Annotated in this window: 12 protein-coding genes; 2 read left to right on the forward strand and 10 right to left on the reverse strand. The window is 41.6% G+C overall.

The annotated features are described in order from the left end of the window. Positions 1-312 precede the first annotated feature (312 nt). Both KOE27_RS17770 and KOE27_RS17775 read right to left on the reverse strand, forming a co-directional pair. Positions 313-567 (reverse strand): hypothetical protein, encoded by a 255-nt coding sequence (locus KOE27_RS17770; RefSeq protein ID WP_215240169.1) that lies wholly within the window; start codon positions 565-567, stop codon positions 313-315. Positions 568-862: 295 nt separating this feature from the next. Then, the gene (locus KOE27_RS17775) at positions 863-1,993 is read right to left on the reverse strand and encodes a PepSY-associated TM helix domain-containing protein (protein ID WP_215240170.1); all 1,131 of its coding nucleotides are present in this window, start codon (positions 1,991-1,993) and stop codon (positions 863-865) included. Between the two features lie 108 nt (positions 1,994-2,101). Here KOE27_RS17775 and istA point away from each other — a divergent pair, with 108 nt between their 5' ends. After that, entirely contained in the window at positions 2,102-3,652 is a 1,551-nt protein-coding gene (gene istA / locus KOE27_RS17780; protein WP_215236846.1) for an IS21 family transposase, read from the forward strand. Between the two features lie 21 nt (positions 3,653-3,673). After that, entirely contained in the window at positions 3,674-4,423 is a 750-nt protein-coding gene (istB, locus tag KOE27_RS17785; protein WP_215236847.1) for an IS21-like element helper ATPase IstB, read from the forward strand. A gap of 1,109 nt (positions 4,424-5,532) precedes the next feature. Here istB and KOE27_RS17790 read toward each other — a convergent pair. The 8 genes from KOE27_RS17790 to KOE27_RS17825 all read right to left on the reverse strand — a co-directional run bounded on the left by KOE27_RS17790 (position 5,533) and on the right by KOE27_RS17825 (position 17,301). Beyond that, positions 5,533-6,945: a tyrosine-type recombinase/integrase gene (locus KOE27_RS17790; protein ID WP_215240171.1), complete on the reverse strand. Its 1,413-nt coding sequence runs from the start codon at positions 6,943-6,945 to the stop codon at positions 5,533-5,535. A 340-nt stretch (positions 6,946-7,285) separates the two neighbouring features. Further along, a complete protein-coding gene (locus KOE27_RS29970) occupies positions 7,286-7,633 on the reverse strand; it encodes a transposase (protein WP_215241669.1) in 348 nt (115 codons plus the stop codon). A 396-nt stretch (positions 7,634-8,029) separates the two neighbouring features. After that, complete coding sequence (locus KOE27_RS17800) at positions 8,030-9,256, reverse strand: transposase (RefSeq protein ID WP_215240172.1); 1,227 nt, start codon at positions 9,254-9,256, stop codon at positions 8,030-8,032. Positions 9,257-9,501: 245 nt separating this feature from the next. Then, positions 9,502-10,230: a M48 family metallopeptidase gene (locus KOE27_RS17805; RefSeq protein ID WP_229252822.1), complete on the reverse strand. Its 729-nt coding sequence runs from the start codon at positions 10,228-10,230 to the stop codon at positions 9,502-9,504. A 2-nt stretch (positions 10,231-10,232) separates the two neighbouring features. After that, complete coding sequence (locus KOE27_RS17810; RefSeq protein WP_215240173.1) at positions 10,233-13,325, reverse strand: type I restriction endonuclease subunit R; 3,093 nt, start codon at positions 13,323-13,325, stop codon at positions 10,233-10,235. Next, positions 13,318-14,358 (reverse strand): PDDEXK nuclease domain-containing protein, encoded by a 1,041-nt coding sequence (locus KOE27_RS17815; RefSeq protein WP_215240174.1) that lies wholly within the window; start codon positions 14,356-14,358, stop codon positions 13,318-13,320. The genes KOE27_RS17810 and KOE27_RS17815 overlap by 8 nt, the downstream gene beginning before the upstream one ends. A gap of 64 nt (positions 14,359-14,422) precedes the next feature. Next, positions 14,423-16,693 carry a nucleotidyl transferase AbiEii/AbiGii toxin family protein gene (locus KOE27_RS17820; RefSeq protein WP_215240175.1) on the reverse strand — a complete coding sequence of 757 codons (2,271 nt, stop codon included), beginning with the start codon at positions 16,691-16,693 and terminating at the stop codon, positions 14,423-14,425. After that, a complete protein-coding gene (locus KOE27_RS17825) occupies positions 16,690-17,301 on the reverse strand; it encodes a DUF6088 family protein (protein ID WP_215240176.1) in 612 nt (203 codons plus the stop codon). Before KOE27_RS17825 ends, KOE27_RS17820 begins: the two co-directional genes overlap by 4 nt. Positions 17,302-17,303 lie beyond the last annotated feature (2 nt).

Genomic DNA, 17,303 nt, shown 5'->3' on the forward strand with positions numbered 1-17,303 from the left:
GATAAGTTTCAACCGGGCACCATAAATATACCAGGCATTAACCGAAGAATATGTGCTGATTATCAATTCTATCGATGACAATAATCATCTAGAACTCACTAAAACAAGCCAAAGGCTTCAAAGTATGCGGATCAAATCCAGATCCACCTTTGGGCAGCATCAGACGAAAGCTGGAAAATGAGGTTGAATCCCATCACCAGAACTTACTGACGTTCTATGAATAAATTTGACCGGAGGCAAATTGAAGCTTCAACCCAGGCAAAATTTTAGACAATCCTATACGAGCGATGTTTTCGCCTGCCTGTGATAAATCTAGGTAAGTAATATAAGGATGGAACTGAGCAAGGTAAATATCAGATCGAGGTGATCATAAGCTAGCAGAAACCCACCAGCCAACGCTCCGAAAGCAGAACCCGCATCCCTGAAAGTTGCATTATTTGAAACTGCGCGCGTTACGTCGGCTTTCCCAACGGATGCCGCGCCAGCGGCCAGGGACGAATTAACATTATAAAACGTAAATACTAAGATCAATCCACTCAGCACCCAGCCGTTTGTCGCAAGCAGCAAACCCAGGCAAATTAGTAGAATAGAGCCTGAGTAGATGTTAGGAAGTCCGTAACGATCTGCTGACCAACCTGCAAAAGGCGAAATCAAAAGTGAGCAAATCCGCCTGAAGCTAAGAAAACCGTCAGCTGCGGCAGTAATTTCAACCAGTGACCAATCAGGTCAGGCATCCATCAGTAAGGACCCGATCAAAACCACAAGCATACCTTCCACTGTAAAGGCGTTTGATGAAGCAGCTGGAAAATTGTATGTTTGGTTAGATATCCCAAAGTATTGTCTCAATGAAAACTAAATATTTTTACGTGATATTACGTTGTTTCTTGACGAGTTTATTCCACCAGATTACAAATCCGGTATAATAAAGCACGCCTGGCAATAGCCCTAAAATGACCCATAATATCCTGGTGAAATGTCCTCCAAATGTCCCAAAATGTAGGGGGAACATACTTTCAATCAACTTCACCCCTGCTGGCAGTTTATCCCATAGCCTTACACTGATTACCTGACCAGAATTGTGATGCAGATAAACAAAAGTATCCCCGATCCTTCCCCAGTCGCCCTTTCTGAGCTTTCGCATTGAAAAGTTTTCTTCGGGTTTCTGCGGAAAACGAAGCAGGCTATTTTCAGCGTCAGCAGCTGCCCTGGTTGCATTCCGGTACACAGTTTCAAAAGATGCTATGCTGGCAAGCGTGTCGGGCCTGGCAATTTTTGGGCTTGGGATTGTGTGGGCTGTACCAGTTATTGCTGCGGCAATGTTATTATACTGCTGCTTAAAGGGAAAATAGGCACCTGTAACTGTGACCAGGATCAGCAACAGGCTACCGTAAAAACCTGCCAGTTTGTGAACATCATAATTTTTTGACTTCCACGAACCCGCTTTGTGATAAGTAAAACCATGCTTGACCCTTGGTGCTCCTGGCCACCAGATCACAAGGCCTGTCAGGCAGATCATCCCGAAGAGCAGCCCGATGATACCATTGACAACCCTTCCATTTTTCCCACCCAACAAATCTGCATGCAAGTCATAGATCCACTGGTACCAGGAATCTGAAAAGTCAACTTCCCCCAGGATTTTTCCGCGGTACTGATCTACGTAAACCTGCATCCTGCCGCCATCTTTTGGTACGCACCGGAAGTTCCATGCAGCTGTTGGTCCACCGTACATGGCCACACTTTGTATTTTATCCTTTGGCCTGCTGCGCTGCACCATCTGGTATAGTGTATCAAGTGACACTGTATTGGCAAGCGGGCTAACGAGGGAAATTTCCGAGATCATCGCTTTTTCAATTTCAGGCTTGTAGACGATAATGCTCCCTGTAATACTCACCACCGCAATCACCAGGCCTAATATGTGGAAAATTCGGTGAAACTGACCACCCCAATTCGGTTTAAACTGACCACCTGTTCCGGGCGAAATTGACCACCCCATTTCGGATCAAACTGACCACCTGATTCCGGAGTAAACTGACCACCTGAGAGATTAGAAAATGCTGTAGAATCAACCATATTTTTGGCACGAACCAATCGTGTAAAAGGTATGGCCAATTCGACAATCAGCATGAGCAAAATAAGACAGATTTTACGGATGTACAGCCAGGGCCGCAGCAAGCTCTGGATAGCGGAACAGACAGGTGTTTCCCGCAATACCGCTAAGAAGTACATGACCACTTTTGATGCGAGCGGACTTACCTTTGAACAGATCAACAGCCTGAATGATAAAGAGCTGGATGACTTTTTCGGAACGGTTAAACAGCAGCCACCGCAAGACAGATTGTTGAATCTGCAACGTTGTTTTCCGCAAATAGACAAAGAATTAAAACGGACAGGTGTTACCCGTCATATGCTTTGGGAAGCCTATAAAAAGGAATTTCCGGAAGGATTTGCTTATACCCAGTTTTGCTTTCATCTGACCAAATGGAAGGCCCGCGTTAACCCTGTGATGCATCAGGACCATAAGGCCGGCGATAAGCTGTACATCGATTTTGCAGGTGTTAAATTAAGTATTGTAGATAAAGAGACTGGTGAATTAACTGAGGTTGAAGTGTTTGTGGCTATCCTGGGAGCGAGTCAACTCACTTACGTGGAAGCAGTCAGTAGCCAGCAAAAAGAAGATCTGATCGCAGCTTGCGAGAATGCACTTCATTATATCGGTGGTGTGCCGGCAGCAATTGTTCCGGATAACCTTAAAGCTGCTGTTATAAAAAGCAATAAATACGAACCTACGCTGAACGAGGCCTTTGCCGATTTTGCTGATCATTATGGGACTACGATATTACCTGCACGCGCTTACCGGCCAAGAGATAAGGCGTTGGTGGAAGGTGCTGTCAAAATCGTTTACAGCCGTATTTATGCGCCTTTAAGAAAGCAGGTTTACAACTCACTGACAGAGTTAAACGCAGCTATATTGATTGCTCTCGAGGCTCATAATAACCAACTGCTTCGGGGCCGTAATTACAGTCGCAGACTCCAGTTTGAAGAAATTGAGCGCAGTGCTCTGGCCCCGCTTCCGATCCTGCATTATGAGTTCAAAAAACAGCTACATGCCACTGTAATGAAGAACGGACATGTCTGCCTGAGCGTTGACAAGCACTATTATAGTGTCCCATACCGGTTTATCGGCAAGAAAGTCAAGTTGTTGTATTCCAATTCTGTGGTTGAAGCATATTATCATTACGAACGTATCGCCCTTCATAAAAGGCTTAAAAGTCCCTATAATTATTCTACCGATAAAGAACATCTGGCCAGTACACACCGCTTCGTAACAGACTGGACACCAGATCGATTCTTGGAGTGGGCTTCCTCGATCCATGAAGATGTCAGGTTGTATATTCTTAAAATCCTGGATCGCAAACAGCATCCCGAACAGGCCTACCGCTCCTGTATTGGTATCCTCTCTTTTGCGAAGAAAGCTGGTGAACAACGCCTGATCAGCGCGTGCCAAAGGGCTTTAAGCTATGGTATCTACAACTATAAAACAATCCAGACTATACTGGAAAAAAATATGGATCAATATGAAGACAGCCTGTTTGCAGACGAATTACCCATGCCCAAACACGATAATATCAGAGGCGAAGACTATTATCAATAATCCTTTAAACAATTAATAAAAATGAACACAAACACTTTGGAAAAGTTACGCAAGCTAAAATTTTACGGCATGTTCCATGCCTTTAAAAGTAGCCTGGAAAGTGGAAAGACTAATGATTACACGGCGGATGAGCTTTTAGCTCATCTAGTTGACGCTGAATGGGATGACAGAAATAACCGTCGGGTCGAACGCCAGATCTTGTACGCACGGTTCCGCTATAAGGCCATGGTCGAAAATATCCACTATCATGCTGATAGAAGTATTGACCGTAATCAGATCATGCGCCTAGCAGAATGCTCCTTTATTGGCCGAAATGAAAACCTACTGATCACAGGCAGTACCGGAATCGGTAAAAGCTATGTAGCATCTGCGATTGGTCATCAGGCATGTATACTTGGCTACCGCGTAATGTATGCCAGTACTCCCAAATTGTTTGCCAAACTCAAAATGGCCAAGGCGGATGGATCCTATATCAAAGAAATTACAAAAATAGAACGGCAACAACTTCTTATCCTGGACGACTTTGGTATCCAGCCGTTCGATGCCCAGAGCCGGGCAGCACTGATGGAAATCATAGAAGACAGGCACGGAAAAACATCCCTGATAATTACTTCTCAGTTGCCTGTTAGCAAATGGCATGAAGTAATAGGAGAAAAAACCATTGCTGATGCCATTTTAGATCGTATAGTACATGATGCACACCGGGTTGAATTAAAGGGGGAATCAATGAGAAGAAAACGAAAAACGGAGCTCGAAACCAGCTACGAATAATTATAACTTTTATTTACTAATTTTGAATCGCTTCTACTAGCATTTTCTACTACCGGCCGCCAGTTAATTAGGTGGTCAATTTGCCACGGAATCAGGTGGTCAACTTCTCCGAAATACCCACCCAATCTAATAAATGAATTTATATCAGTTACTCAGGGTATTGGAGATTTATCCGTACCTGGCAACCTTGAATTTAAGGAACTTAATATCTGGGATTTAGATTCGACACCGTGGGATAAATATGAGAACAGGAAAATTTTGAACTTGGATATTGACTACTTTTTCATGCGAGATTACCGCTCAACCATTGAATTATTTAGCGTAGAATTGATTGATTATTTTTCGGGATGGCTTTTGAAAAACAAAGATAAATTTGACATAATAACTATTGCACTAAGTCCCGAATGTTGCGGCTCATGGGATAATTCAGTAAACATGGCAAATAGAATATTAAAACCATTAAATCTTAAAATTGATATTTGAGAATATCGATTAGGTTGGTTGAAATGAAAATATCAATTCATTGAAATTATAGTCAAAAGTAGGTTTCACAGAAATTACTGATTAATGGGTTAAATTAAAAGTATAGTGGATCAAGTTTAAGAATATCATTATTCATAATTGTTGAACCATTTTACAGTCAGATTTTCGAAATAGCAGAGCGGCCTATGCGGTGGGCTGTTAGCCGTGGCTGATTGCTCGAATGCCTTCTACTCCTCTTGGTAGCAATTTCATTCGCTGATTAAGATTACCTTTGGTTGCGTAACACCAAGGTAATTTTATGAATCCGAAAAATATAGATCTTATGCTAACATAAGCTCATTTAGAAGCCATGAGGGATTTTTCATATATTTAATTAAGGTAAGTAACAGAAAGAATTAGATATCAACAAAAAAACTATGTCAACTTGCTGATTATTAACAATTCTTATTTCTAGCTCCAAAAGTTAAACTCAAACAAACGCACCTCTGACTACCAGTATAGGCAATTCAAATTATCCAGAGTTAGTAAATAAAGTTCATTAATTCCCGGATTCTACATCACTCAAATTCAAATCAATTGATATCATAAACATCATATTTCAATCTAATTCTCCATTTTAATCTAGCTCAAATCAAGGCTTCAAGATATTTCCTCATTTTCTCATCATCAAACGATCCTAAATAGGCTTGTGTCGTCGAAATATTCTGATGGCCTAACGACTGGGATATAAACGCAATTGGGGCCTCAGAATGCAAGAGTATAGTAGCGAATGAGTGTCGGGCGGCATAAGTTGTGATATCCATCGCTATGTCTAATTTCTTAGCGATACTCCGGATATGCAGGTTGGTCATCGTCACTATCTGAGAGACCGTACTCTTCTTCTGCTTTGCGGTCATGCCGGAATCCAAAAATGGAAATACGTATGATTCTGGCGCGGTACTGTTGGTATACCTGTTTATGATATTCCAGCTCTCAGCAAACAGGTTTATTTTTATCCGGACTTGATTGCCCTTTCTCGTTCTTGCTGTTTTCTGCCGAACGAAGGATAAGCTATTGCCTGCCCTATCAATATCCTTCCACTTGATATTGCAGATATCTGTAATATTCATCCCATTACTCAGATATGAAAATACCCAAAGATCACGGCCTCGCTCTTCATAGGAACCAGGCTCGCTCTGGTAGCTGATGATCTTCATCACGTCAACTTTGGACAGTGCTTTTTTAATATTTGCACCAGCCGGAATAATATATCCACCCTTTCCAAAAGGATATAGATCTGAGCTTACAACCTTGTCTCTGATCGCATCATTAAAAACACTACGTAATTGCCGGCAATATATTCCCACCGTTGTAAGCGTTGCCGGTGTATCAATGGCAACAGCTTCCCCCTTTTTTAATTTCTTCTTTTTTGCAGCACGACCATACAGAAGCATCCATTGTTCATACGCTTTTAAAAAATCGGGAGTGACATGCTCAAATCTTAAAATTGTAGCAGGTTTCTGTGTATTCCGTTTAGGAGGCTTTGGAGTGTTCAGAAATCTGCTCATATCAGCATCATTGAACGACGAAATAAATCGGCGCAAGGAAATACCCGTATCTCTGTAACTCGCAGCTGAACCAAGACGTTCTTCACTCTCCATCGCCTTTGCTTTTAAATCAAGCATGCTTATCACGTCGTCTGATTCAATCCGTTCGGGCGGAGCTTCTACCTTCCCGTAATTTTCAAATGATTCACGAAACAGATCAAATGTAAAATTCGGACCTAGCTGTTTGGTGATGTTACGTGCAAATGGAACAATTCCTAATGGGGCAGTCTCCCGGCTCCACAACTTGTGCCAAACATCAAGAAAATTGTCATCCTTGATTTTACCATCCGGAGATTCTTTCTCAGCGTTTTTCTTTAACCGCTCCCACTCAGCCTTGCTAACTTTGATGCCTGTTGAAAACAGTTTCTGCTTTCTTTCAAAAATGACGTTAAGCTTAATCTTATTATCGTCTCTTCTGGTATCGAAGAACAAATTGACCGTGGCCTGTTTCATGATACTACAATTTTGATTGAACATTCATTCAATTTCTTGTGCAATACAATGTGCAATACAAATTTACGGATTAGACGATAAACAGACAACAATCAAAAACAAAAATATTTTACAAATATCTAATTATCAGTACATTAAACAATAATAGACAAATAGACGATAAGAAGAAAAACCACATTTTTACTGACTCATAATCAGTAGGTGCCTGGTTCGATCCCAGGTGGGCCCACTTGAAAATCAAGGACTTAGAGAAATTCGATAAGTCCTTTTTCATTTATGAGCAATACAAATTTGTTGGGATCAAGCCGAATTCTTGGGGAGAGTTAAGCATAAAGTTTAGTTAACCGAAATAAGAAAAAAGGAATGTCCCGAACACCTCTGAAGATGATCTAAAAGCCTCAATTTTGGCATTAAATAACTCCGCAGAGGCATTAATGCTTCTGTTTTTGAAGAAATTTAAGATTTCCGGATAATAATGTGTTTGAATGGATCTGGCAACGCTTTTGAATGAGTTTAAACCGCAATTTTCAATTGCATTGTACCAAAGGGCGGGCTTTTTGAAGGCTTGTTCTTTCAATTTACAAGTCCGGAAGATCGCTCCTAATTCTGTTGTCAAGCGGTACGCCTGGTAGACAACCGGATAGCGCTCAAAAGTAGTCTGGACCGTAAAACTTGCGAAGCCGACTATTTATCAGGATGTTTAAACAACAAATATCTACTTCTGACAAGTACTTTTTTTAGGGCGACCTTGGAAATTCGATTAGGAACGACATTTTAGCAGGGATATTTGCTGAGCTAAATTTCTATTTTTTGTCAGTAGTCGGCGTAAGCTTGGAATAGTCCAAATTATATGCCGGCTATTTTTGTATTTATTGAAAATGGGTGCTGACTGAGCATAGATTGCCGGGCTCTTACAATTTGAAGAGTGTCAAGTTTAGATTTGATATGATTGGGTCAGGCTGCGCTTCTGAGCTCTTGTTGCTGTTGCTTTCGTCGGCGTTTTGCTATCAATACGCAATTGGCCGTTAGTACCCCAAAAAAGAGCCAAACCTGTTCTGTCTCAGGATTTCGGGCTTTTATTTTTCTAAGTAGATATTGCTCCTTTTCGTTGCCGAAGCTGCCGGCACCGGCCGCCCGGCTCCAGGCGAGTTGACCTCTCCTTGTTTAACAGGGCTTTGATACTCTTGGAGGGCTTGTCGTCTTTTCCTCTCCCTTTTCTTATAAAATTGGTAACGATCCCCTCCCTGGTGGCAAATTTCCGATTTTCATTCGTAGCATAGATGGCATCTCCTGCTAAATGAGAGCATTCTCCAAACAGATTTCTATGCTTTAATGTACTTATTTTAAGTCTCTTACATTCGTTAAAAGCTTTATAGCTAACATGTTCGAGGATGCTTATGCCGCCTACTTGCATTTTATGAACTTTAATCCCGAATTCAACGGGCTTATTCTCCTTACCGCGAACAATCGGTCTGATGTAAGGCTTGTAGATACTGACAATTCTTTCTTTTATTTTAACTTTTGGATAATGGAAATGGTGAGACTGCTGTTGATAAACCATTTTAATGGTCTTAAAAGTGGCAGCATCCTTATCAGTAAGCCCACATGCCTTCACCTGATTGAGAAGCTGTTGATATGAGTTAATACCTTTCAGCAGTAATTTCAGCAAAGCGCTTCTTCTGGTTCTTGTTTTTCGATAAGTTTTTTTTCTTTGTTTGCTATACACATTTGTTTTCTGCTTTTGCTGCTTGTACTTGGAACGTGGTTGGGCAATGTAGTGAAGGTCGCAAAGTGCAGGAATTTGCTTTTCCCATATCCATTGACAGCTCTCCCACAAGATCTTGACATCAGTAGGGAAACGCATATGGACTTCGTAGCAGGTGGCATCCATCAGAAGCACATTTTTGTCCGGGATTTCTTCCTTCCAATTAGATATCAACACTTTCTGTACTGCCTGCATATCGACATGACGTCCCAGGTAGCTCCTTACCTTTGAGACAAAGGAGTTGTCTTTAATCGACTCATTATCAGGTAAAAGAATACCACAAAATAGCTGCATGCCCCAATCGGTATTAAACCGATCCAGAAGCTTTTGGTCGCTTAACCCCGTATAATGCTTTAAAAACATCATTCCGAAAAGACCTTTCGGAGGTAACCATGATGGAGAACCTCGTAACGTTTTCTTTTCAGGAAGTAGATCGGTCAAACCATTCCAATCGATACAGTCATGGATGCGACCAAGTTCCGTATTCTTGAAAATGTGCAATTTTGGCGAATTGTACGAATCTGGAGAAAATAGAGTAATTTGCATCTGCTTATGTTAACGTGTGGTAACCTTAAGGTAAGCAAAAACCCCGAATTATGCCAGTTTTTGACATATTCGGGGTTAATTATTTCTATAAAAACCTTTTAATCAATTACTTATTGTTATAAAGGGCGCCCTTTTTAAAGTATCACCGTTGGGAAGAATTTCCTGATGCTTACGATTTATCAGAGGTTCTCTATGGTAAGACATATATGAGTTTAGTCTGCAAAGCTTTAATCACCTTCATTCCCCTAGTAACTCCACTCACCATGACTGACAGGCAGCCTGTTAAGCTCTTCCCGATAAAATCTCCATTGCGGTAAAAACTTGTCCATTAATCCAACAAACCGGTCTCCATGGTTTCTTTCAAGTAAGTGAACCATCTCGTGCACAATGATATATTCCAGGCAGATCAAAGGCTTCTTGGCTAATTCCAGATTAATCCAGATTCGTTTTTTTTCAATATTACAGGTTCCCCACTTGGTTTTCATTTGTTTAATCTGCCAGTCATCCACTGATACTCCTATCACTTTTTCCCATTTATTGATCAGAGGTTCGACATCTTTTTTTAACTCAGTTCGGTACCATTCGGTAAGAGCCAGGTGTTTTTGTTCGACCGACGCTTCTGGTTTTACAAATAAGTCCAGATACCTTTTTGTTTTCAATATCACTTTCGGCGGAGCGTTGTGCTCATTTATCCTCAACAAATATCTTTTCCCCTGAAAATAATGGCTTTCACGATTCTTATATAACCGTGGAGATTGTCGGTCCTGCGCTTCGAAATTACGCTGATGACGCCGGATCCAGCCAAGTTTGGAAATAGCAAAAAGACGCAACGTTTCGTCTTCAACCTGTAATGGCGCGGCAATACGTACCCGGCCTGTTGGTGGATAAACCGACAAGTGAATATTCTCAATGTCTTTTCTGACAATATCAATCGTCAGTTTTGAGCCTATTTGCATCACAGATACTTTCTCCACGGTTATTTATATTCTGTCTGCTGTTTGATGATTTTGATAATCGGATCCAATTTTTCGGTTTTGTGATATTGCTCTAATAACGGTTTCACAACCTGATTTTTGAGGTGCTTTTCCTTTTGAGAATGACCTATCCAATTGTCGTGTTTACCATAAATGACTGCTTCATCCATCAATAGGGCGAGCTTTTCTTCCTTGTCCAGATTGTCGTAAAGTGCTCGCTTCCCCTGCGTGTCTATGCCCGTCGGGTAATTGTCCTTTTTAGCTTCAGGCTGGATTTCTTTTGCCAGATCTTCATACCTTTTCAAAGACTCTTCATAATCAATCGCCCCTTCTTTTCGCAAACGGATCAGCTCTAAAAGTAGCACACTCATTTTTTCATAATAGGCCGGATTGATTGGCATTTCCTGAATAATGGTTCTGCGCATGTTATTCTCAATCGTTTCGGCCACCGCCTGCTTATCATGTTTAATTCCGTCAGAGAGCCGACCCGTTGCATATTCGATTCCATTCTCAACAATCAATTGGAGTAAAGAAGCATCTCCCAATTTCGATAAGACCCTGCTTGGATCGGCGGTCAGATACATGTCCAGCATTTGGCGCATATCAGGTTCGTATCTTTTCAGATCAATGTAGTCGCCACTATATTCCTTGATGCTATTTCGTAGCTGCGTGTATTCGTAAACCTGTTGTTTAATTGTGGCCGCTTGTTTTGGTGTAAATCCTGCCTCTGCCATTTCACCCGCAATATTATTGTAAGCCCTGATGAGCGCAACGACCAGTTTATAGAAAGTAAGGCGTTTTTCCTCTCGCTCTTTCAGCTCTTCTTTGTTAGAAGGGTTCCCGCAGAAATAATGAAAGTATTGCGGATTGTGCTTTGGCATAGCCACAGGTTCGCAAAGCTGATGTAATGCTTCCAGCGCATCGTCCAGCCTCTCTTTATTTTTTTGATGCCGATCGGTCAACAGGCCTTTAATATCCTCTTCTTCAAAAGCGTCGAATGCGTCCGAAGTATAATCTGATATGGATTTTTCAAGCTTGCCAAACAGATTTTTATAATCGACAATGTAGCCAAACTCCTTAAAATGTGGATCTCCTTCTTCTTCAGCACCAAGCCGGTTTGTTCTGCAAATTGCCTGGAAAAGCCCGTGATCCTGCATTTGTTTGTCTATATACAGGTACGTACAGTGAATGGCATCGAATCCGGTCAGCAGTTTATCCACCACAATGAGCAGCTGCATTTGTGCCGGGTGATCCTTGAATTCCTTTTTGGCAAACTTTTCAAAGTCTTCGGCATTGGTGTAGCCATAGTCCCGGAGCATTTTTTGATAGGTTTCATATTGCTCCTTTTTCTCCGTTTCTCCTTCTCCCGTTTCTTCCAGTTTGATGGAGCTTATCGTAGGAACATAACTCGTTATAATGGCGCACTTTTTCAAACCCGTACTCTGGAAGATCTCGTAATACCGGCACGCTTCATAAATACTTCTGGCTACCAGCATGGCGTTACCCTTGCCATCTTTTAACCGCGACTGGAATAAGAAGTCTTTTCTGATATCAAAAACAATTTTTTCCAGACGGCTTTTTGTGCTCAGTACTTTTTGCATGGTTCCCCATTTCTGTTTAAGCTCAGCCTTGGGCAGATCATTCATTCCCTTCGTTACGGTTTCAAACCACTGATCTACACCTTTTTGATCCAGTACATGCTGGTCAACATCCCGTGCTTCGTATAACAAATCCAAAACGACGCCATCCTTCACCGCTTCGTCAAATTTGTAGGTATGGATGTATTTCCCGAAGATCTCAATACTTTTCTTTTTGTCAGCTTTGAGTAACGGCGTGCCTGTGAACCCGATAAAAACGGCATTTTCCGGCAGTAGCTCTTTCATCGCCTTGTGCAGATCTCCGCTGTTGGTACGATGACATTCATCTATAAAGACAACGAACTGGCCTTTGGCACTGAAATCCTTTGGAATCTTGAGTTCAGCAATGTAGCTGGCTGTTTCGCTGTCTTCTCTCCCGCTGAACTTATGTATCAGGCTGCATAACAGACGCTCTTCATTCACGTTCAGTTTTTGAATCAGATCGGCACCACTTTTGGTACGGACAATGGTTTCACCCACGCCGTTGAACACACCTTCTATCTGTTCGTCCAGTTCGGTCCGGTCCGTGATCACCAGCACCCGCTGTTCTACGCCAAGTGGTTTGTTTTCGAGTATCCATTTCGCCAGCCACACCATCGTCAGGCTTTTCCCACTGCCTTGTGTGTGCCAGATAATTCCGCCTTCCCGTCGCAACAGGCTTCTCTGCGCCTCTTTTACACCAAAGTATTGGTTAGGACGGCAAAGCTTTTTGGTGCCTTTGTCAAAAATCACAAAGTGATTGATGATGTCCAGCACGCGTTCTTTACTACAAAACTGTATCAGGTGTTTGTCCAGCACATTTTCGTCCGGATTGTAAACGTCATTGTCCTCTTTCCATTTTAAAAAGTACTTTTCTTTCGTAAGCGTAGTGCCGTAGTACAAACCTGCGCTATCATTACCAGCCAGCACAAGCTGGACCGTTGTAAAGAAAGGCTTGATAAACAAATGCGCCTGGTTGTCCAGATTCTGGCGAATGGCTTGAGTCACGGAAGTACCCGCTTTTTTCAATTCCAAAACGCCAATGGCAATACCATTCAGATACAACACGATGTCAGGACGTTTGTTGTTTGCTCCTTTCACAGATACCTCTTCGGCAATGGCAAAGTCGTTTTCTGAGGCGTTTTCCCAATCTATCAGATGCACGGTCTCCTTGTTTTTACCCGCTTCCTCTTTTACAGGAATTCCATAACGAAGCAAAGAGTACACCGCCCTATTCGCCGGGTAGAGATTATCACCGGCATTGATGGTCGCTGCTTTTTTAAGTTCGAAAAGTGCTTTGGAGATAAGCGTTGCATTGTACCCTTTTCTGGTAAGATATGCGGTGAGCAAAGCAACATTTACGTTACTATTCTCTTCCGTATCTTTCAGGTTTCCCAAATATCGATAGCCCAATTGCTGCTGAAACAATTTGACAATACGATCCTGGGCAATGCGCTCTTCTTCTCCGGGTTTACTCATGGTCTCTCTGACTTAGTCTTTGTTGAGCAATTTCTACTGCTTTATGTAATTTTTCGCGAAGTAATTTCTCTGGTGGCAGTGCGGTCAGATAGTCCGCTACCCGGATATTGCTTCTATCCAGTTGCAGCAGCTCTACGTGTTCTTCGTTTTTGCCGGTGCAGAGTATCAAGCCGATGGGTGTATGTTCACCTTCCACCTGTTCGTGCTTTTCCAGATACCGCAGATACAGTTCCATTTGTCCTTTAAATCCGGCTTCAAATTCCCCGATTTTCAGGTCAATGGCTACAAGGCATTTTAATCTTCTGTGGTAAAAGAGCAGATCGATGTAGTAATCCCGGTTGTCGATGGTGATTCTTTTTTGTCTGGCCAGAAAAGCAAAATCACTTCCCATTTCCGTGATGAAACGTTGCAGCTCCACAATGATGCTCGTTTCCAGATCCTTTTCAGAATAGGTATCTGCCAAACCTAAAAAATCCAGAAAATAAGGATCCCGGAAAACCAGATCCGGACTTACTTTTTGTTCTGTTTTTAGCTGTTCAAGGTCATTGATTATCGTTTGTTCCGGCTTCTTGCTGATGGCGGTGCGTTCGTAGAGCATGGGGTTTATTCTTTCCTGCAATTGCCGGGACGACCACCTTTCCAGTTTACAGATTTCGATGTAAAAGTTTCTTTTTACAGCATCTTCAATAGAAATAAGCTGTCGAAGGTGCGTCCATGTCAATTGTGTACGCAGTGCGTGCACAATTTCAATTTCAGGAAAAACCTCTGCCATACGCATGCAATGATGCAACTGCCGTTTGCTCCATCCATTGCCATAAGTGGTAGTAAGTTGCATAGACAGCGTAGCGACAATTTGCTTACCGTACTCCGCCCTGTTGAAATTCAGAACCTCTTGATTGATGCGTTTGCCAATATTCCAGTACAACAGCGTGATCTCCGCATTAACCGCCACAGCCACATTCTGCCTGCTTTGCTCAATGAGCCGCTTTACCCCGACGGTAACAAGTTGTATGTTAGCAATTTCCGAACCCATATCTACAAAAACCAAGTTACATCAACCGGACAGCCATTTTCAATTCTCGATTGTCAATTTTCAATTAAACGAGCCTGATGTTCCCCGTCAGCAAATTCTGCATCATCCCCAATTTTACATCCCTGTATTTTGCCAGTTTGGTTTCTAATGCGTTGATTTCGGCGTCCATACTGAAAAGTATCGAAGTAATTTCCGTTTGAATTTTTTTGGGAGGAATTGGAATTTTGACCGTTTTTAAATTTGCTTTTGACACTCCGTAAACTTTAAGCCCGGTCGCTAGCCTATCAAGCTGAGATTTGACTACTTTACTATTGTGAATGTAGGCTCTAAACCCATTTACAAATTCTTCATTTCTATCTCTAAGTAAAAAGGTATGAAGACCAGAAATTATCTTTCTTGAACCCAAATTGAGAACTTCCACACTTTTACCAATTCCTTCGTAATCTTCCGAAGCGTCAGCCATAATGAGATCACCCTCTTGCAAATAATGATAACCTTTGAGCTGATTATGAGGGATTGTAGGTAAATTACTTTTATCTAAATTCAAAAAGGAATTCCATTTGGTATGAATATCACCATAATGCACATATCCAATGCTATCAATCTCAGTTAATTCTGCTCTTGAATAAGATGCGGTAGATAGAAAATCAAAAATATCGCCATAAGTTTTCACCTCCCAACCCTCCTTCGGTTCCAGCAATTTTTGCATGGCTCCTTGTTTGATATTGCGTTTTTTGGCAATGAGTTTTTCTAAACTGCTTATCAAGGCATCCGCATCGGAAAGAGCCGTGGCAATGGCGGTTTGCTCGGCGATTGTGGGAGGAAGAGAGATTGGGAATTTCTTGACATCCTTACTTGTGATATTGGGATCTTTACGACTACTTGTAGCTATATCCTTCCAATAATCAATTCGATAATTAAGAAAATTTATTAAAAATAGCGGACTATGATATTTTTGATCAAGTTTGATTGCCGTCAGCGCCTGATTTACACACGCGCTTATTGCTAACAACCCTGTTCTACCTATTTGATTAAAACCACCATACATTGCAACAAGTACAGTATCAATAGGTAAAATTTTCAGACTGCTCGTTTCTTTAAGAGCAGTACTCGTAACTTTTTCCTGGGTATCTACTATTTCTCCATTATTCAAATCCAAAGTTTTAACCCAAAAGATATTTCCATTCAAAAAATATCTATCATGCATTTCTCTTCTTGGCGTGGTTCCGGACGAAAAAGTCGCAATTTCCTCTAACCTTTTTACCTCCCAATCCACCGGAATCAGCCCAACCTCCGTCTGTTTATAACTCTGAGCCGAATCCCACTTCGTGGAATTTATTAGATTTTGTAATTCTGAAAGCTTTTCAATGAGAGCAACAAAAGGCAATGATTCTCTGTAAATCATGTTTTCCTGCATTTCCTTGTAATCAGCTTCCCATAATGGCAAAAGATCATCCGGAGGAATGAAATTAATATGTTCAGGGGCATGCTTATCATAGTCTACCCCTGAGATGTGTGCAAACTTTTTACGATGCGCTATAATAGTCGTGTATAGATTTGCATTGGCCAGAGCGGTTTTGGCAAATTCCGTTTTGCTCAGTTTTTCTATATCATACAGATGCCGGCTAAGCCGCTCTACCCGTATCTTCTCCTTAGGACGCTGAAACTCCTCATGCAATAAAAAGACTTTTTCCAAAAATGTTCGCTCAGGGTTTACAACCGGGATGGTGATGGCCTTGTCGGCAAATGGGCGGTCTGCATAGTTTTGACCTGCCAGCGTGTTAAAAGTTTTTTGCGTAAAGGGCTCTTTCAAGGAACGGCTACCCACTTCTACCAGCAGCCCTGGCTTTAAATAGGTTTCCGTTTCGGTAAGTTTCTTGTAATATATTTCTATGATAATCGGATCCTGATCGTGATTTACAACTTCACGGTATTTTATTTCCACTTCTGAAAATCCTGCCTCTGAAAATTTAGCTTTAAGCTCCTCGGTGAAAGTAGTAGTGAGGTATGCATAGGATGTCCGTCTCAATCTTTTGATATCACCACTGGTTAACTCCCCCTTAAATCCGAGAAACTCCCGGTCCAGCACAAGATCAATATCCTCTGAAAAGCGATCTATCAGGTTCCAGGCCTTACTCAATGAGGTTCCTCCTTTGAAAATAAGTGACGGAGCACATTCCATAGAAAAAATGAGAGCCAGTGTGTGTACCACCCACCAATCCTTTTCAACAGCAACGGCAGGTAACGGAATCTGTCTGCCTGTTTCAGTATATATATTTAACTTGGTGCTATCTGGCAACCGTAACCACTCTTTCAAGTGTAAAAACTCACTCATTTATTTAAATCTGTTTTGACTGGTTCAATTAGCTTTCTTATCCATACCGGCGCTAATTTTAAATCGTGCTGCAAATGATAGGGTTTTTCTTGTTTTAGTAATTCTTTAATTTTATTAAGCTCGTCTGCTTTAACATTATCTTTTCCAATGGTCCGCAAAGCCTGTATGGCTAGCTTGCTAATGTCGCCAATGCCCGATACATTTCTGGAACTTGCTTTTTTAAAGGTGATCACCTGTTTCCCAATCCTGATTTTTCGCGCAGATGCATCCGTATAATAAACAATGTTCATAGGAACTTGTGTTGTCAACCCTAACTTATACATCGCATAACTGCCGGTTGGGAGAATCCGTGCCTTATCCCTTTTTGCAATCGCACTGGCAATCTCTTCAATTCCTGGTAAGATCGGACCCAGTATCTTGTCATTTACCGGACGTACATATATTCCGGCAGCAACTCTGGTTAGATCTCCGGATATTACCAGCCTTTCCAATGCTTTGTTTACCGCCTTTGGGTTGGCAATAGAAGCAAAACTATCCACAAAAAAAAGCGAGCCATGTCTTGCTTTTTTTATTTTGTTAAATACCTGTATTTCAATGTTTTCTGTCATAA

It is taken from the genome of Dyadobacter sp. CECT 9275, from assembly GCF_907164905.1.
Classification (GTDB): domain Bacteria; phylum Bacteroidota; class Bacteroidia; order Cytophagales; family Spirosomataceae; genus Dyadobacter; species Dyadobacter helix.